The sequence below is a fragment of the Acinetobacter sp. 18QD2AZ41W genome (assembly GCF_009829025.1).
Classification (GTDB): domain Bacteria; phylum Pseudomonadota; class Gammaproteobacteria; order Pseudomonadales; family Moraxellaceae; genus Acinetobacter; species Acinetobacter pseudolwoffii.
On the sequence record NZ_WURP01000040.1, the window covers coordinates 1 to 2,988 of the forward strand.

Consider the following 2,988-nt stretch of genomic DNA (forward strand, 5'->3'; position numbering starts at 1 on the left):
ATAAGGTGTATTATGTTAATTTTAGAAAATCTTCACTACTATTATTTTAAAATAAGCCTTATATCCAAGCATAAAACAAGGTTGTCTAGACTTCTTTTAACAGTAAAGTTATCATAAAACTGAATTTTATTTTTTAGGTAAGTTTATGCATTCTATCCGCATTCGTTAAGACACAACTATTTGCATAGTGACACTATTTTATAATGGTGGGCTTTTGTTGTGTCTTTAAGAATATATGCGGATATATAAAGTAAAAGTATGCTTAATTTATAAGTATGCTTTTAGTGCATAGTTTCCAGTTATAACTTAATTGACTAGCTATTTGTCCACCCTGTGGATGAATAGCTTTTTTTTTGGGAGGACACTGTGATGCTAGCTTTTGTTTTCACCTAAATCCTGTTTGCTGCATAAAAAATTTCAAGAGCTAAACAGGAGTAAATAAAAATGAGTTTAATTATTAAAGCGAGAAACATACGCTTGGATTATGCTGGGCGTGATGTTTTGGATATTGATGAATTGGAAATTCACTCTTATGACCGTATTGGTCTTGTGGGTGATAACGGAGCAGGAAAGAGTAGTTTACTCAAAGTACTTAATGGCGAAATTGTTTTAGCCGAAGCGACATTACAGCGTTTTGGTGATTTTGCACATATCAGCCAACTGGGCGGAATCGAAATAGAAACGGTCGAAGACCGGGCAATGTTATCTCGCCTTGGTGTTTCCAATGTACAAAACGACACAATGAGTGGCGGAGAGGAAACTCGTGCAAAAATTGCTGCCGCATTTTCCCAACAAGTACATGGCATTCTAGCGGATGAACCAACCAGCCACCTTGATCTCAATGGAATAGATCTACTTATTGGTCAACTTAAAGCATTTGATGGAGCATTACTTGTTATCAGTCATGACCGATATTTTCTTGATATGGTTGTAGACAAGATATGGGAGTTAAAAGACGGTAAAATTACGGAATATTGGGGTGGTTACTCGGATTACTTGCGTCAAAAAGAAGAAGAGCGACAACACCAAGCCGTAGAATATGAGCTGATGATGAAGGAACGGGAGCGATTAGAATCTGCTGTGCAAGAAAAACGCCAGCAAGCTAATCGATTAGACAATAAGAAAAAAGGAGAAAAATCCAAAAACTCTACCGAAAGTGCTGGACGACTTGGGCATGCAAAAATGACTGGCACCAAGCAAAGAAAACTGTATCAGGCAGCTAAGAGTATGGAAAAGCGTTTGGCTGCATTAGAAGATATTCAAGCACCAGAGCATTTGCGTTCTATTCGTTTTCGTCAAAGTTCAGCCCTAGAACTGCACAATAAGTTCCCGATTACGGCAGATGGTCTGAGCTTAAAATTTGGTAGCCGTACTATCTTTGATGACGCTAACTTTATAATACCGCTTGGCGCTAAAGTCGCTATAACTGGATCGAATGGAACAGGGAAAACGTCCTTGTTAAAAATGATATCAGAACGTGCTGATGGATTAACCATATCTCCAAAAGCTGAAATTGGCTACTTTACACAAACAGGATATAAATTTAACACGCATAAATCTGTGCTCTCCTTTATGCAGGAAGAGTGCGAGTACACAGTTGCGGAAATTCGTGCAGTATTGGCTTCAATGGGGATCGGAGCGAATGATATTCAAAAAAACTTATCCGACTTATCGGGAGGTGAAATCATCAAACTGCTTTTATCCAAAATGCTTTTAGGAAAATATAATATTTTGCTTATGGATGAACCAGGAAACTATCTTGACCTAAAAAGTATTGCCGCATTAGAAACAATGATGAAGTCCTATGCAGGAACTATTATCTTCGTATCTCATGACAAGCAATTGGTCGATAATATTGCTGACATTATCTACGAGATCAAAGACCACAAAATCATCAAGACTTTTGAGAGAGATTGTTAATGATAGCCAATCTAATCCGAACATTAATTATTGAACTCTTTAAAGGAAATTAAAAATGACAATTCAAGATATTCAATCACTTGCTGAAGCACACGGCTTGTTGCTTACGGACAAAATGAATTTCAATGAAATGGGCATTGATTTTAAGGTCGTTTTTGCTCTTGATACAAAGGGGCAACAATGGTTGCTGCGTATTCCTCGTCGTGATGGCATGAGGGAACAAATCAAGAAAGAAAAACGCATTTTAGAATTGGTAAAAAAACATCTTTCTGTAGAGGTTCCTGATTGGAGAATTTCATCTACAGAATTAGTGGCTTATCCCATACTTAAAGATAATCCTGTTTTAAATTTGGATGCTGAAACCTATGAAATAATTTGGAATATGGACAAAGATAGCCCGAAATACATAACATCTTTGGCAAAAACCTTATTTGAAATCCATAGTATTCCTGAAAAAGAAGTTCGGGAAAATGATTTGAAAATTATGAAACCTTCAGATTTAAGACCTGAAATAGCAAACAATTTGCAGTTAGTAAAATCTGAAATTGGTATAAGTGAGCAATTGGAAACCCGCTACAGAAAATGGTTGGATAATGATGTTCTATGGGCAGATTTCACCCAATTTATACATGGCGATTTATATGCTGGGCATGTACTAGCTTCAAAGGATGGAGCTGTTTCAGGCGTTATTGATTGGTCAACAGCCCATATAGATGACCCAGCGATTGATTTTGCTGGGCATGTAACTTTGTTTGGAGAAGAAAGCCTCAAAACTCTAATCATCGAGTATGAAAAACTAGGGGGTAAAGTTTGGAATAAACTATATGAACAGACTTTAGAAAGAGCAGCGGCCTCTCCTTTGATGTATGGTTTATTTGCCTTAGAAACTCAAAATGAAAGCCTTATCGTTGGAGCAAAAGCTCAGTTGGGAGTTATATAATTTAAAAATATGATTGCTGAGAACTGCCTTGTTTTGAAACTTGGTTGGCTTTAATTAGTTTTTAGTATTCTTTATAGAAAATGCCTCGATCAAGGGGCATTTCTAACAATCATTTAACATAAAATTTC

The 2,988-nt window shown here is 36.6% G+C and carries 2 protein-coding genes; both read left to right on the plus strand.

From position 1 onward, the window contains the following. Positions 1–444 precede the first annotated feature (444 nt). Positions 445–1,920, plus strand: a complete 1,476-nt coding sequence (msr(E), locus tag GVV58_RS15035; protein ID WP_000052512.1) for an ABC-F type ribosomal protection protein Msr(E) — start codon at positions 445–447, stop codon at positions 1,918–1,920. A gap of 55 nt (positions 1,921–1,975) precedes the next feature. Further along, positions 1,976–2,860 (plus strand): Mph(E) family macrolide 2'-phosphotransferase, encoded by an 885-nt coding sequence (locus GVV58_RS15040; protein ID WP_000155092.1) that lies wholly within the window; start codon positions 1,976–1,978, stop codon positions 2,858–2,860. The last annotated feature ends 128 nt before the right edge of the window (positions 2,861–2,988 follow it).

What these genes read in the sequence shown, in the direction of transcription:
- GVV58_RS15040 (WP_000155092.1), top strand. Translation starts at nt 1,976, where the DNA reads ATGACAATTCAAGATATTCAATCACTTGCTGAAGCACACGGCTTGTTG.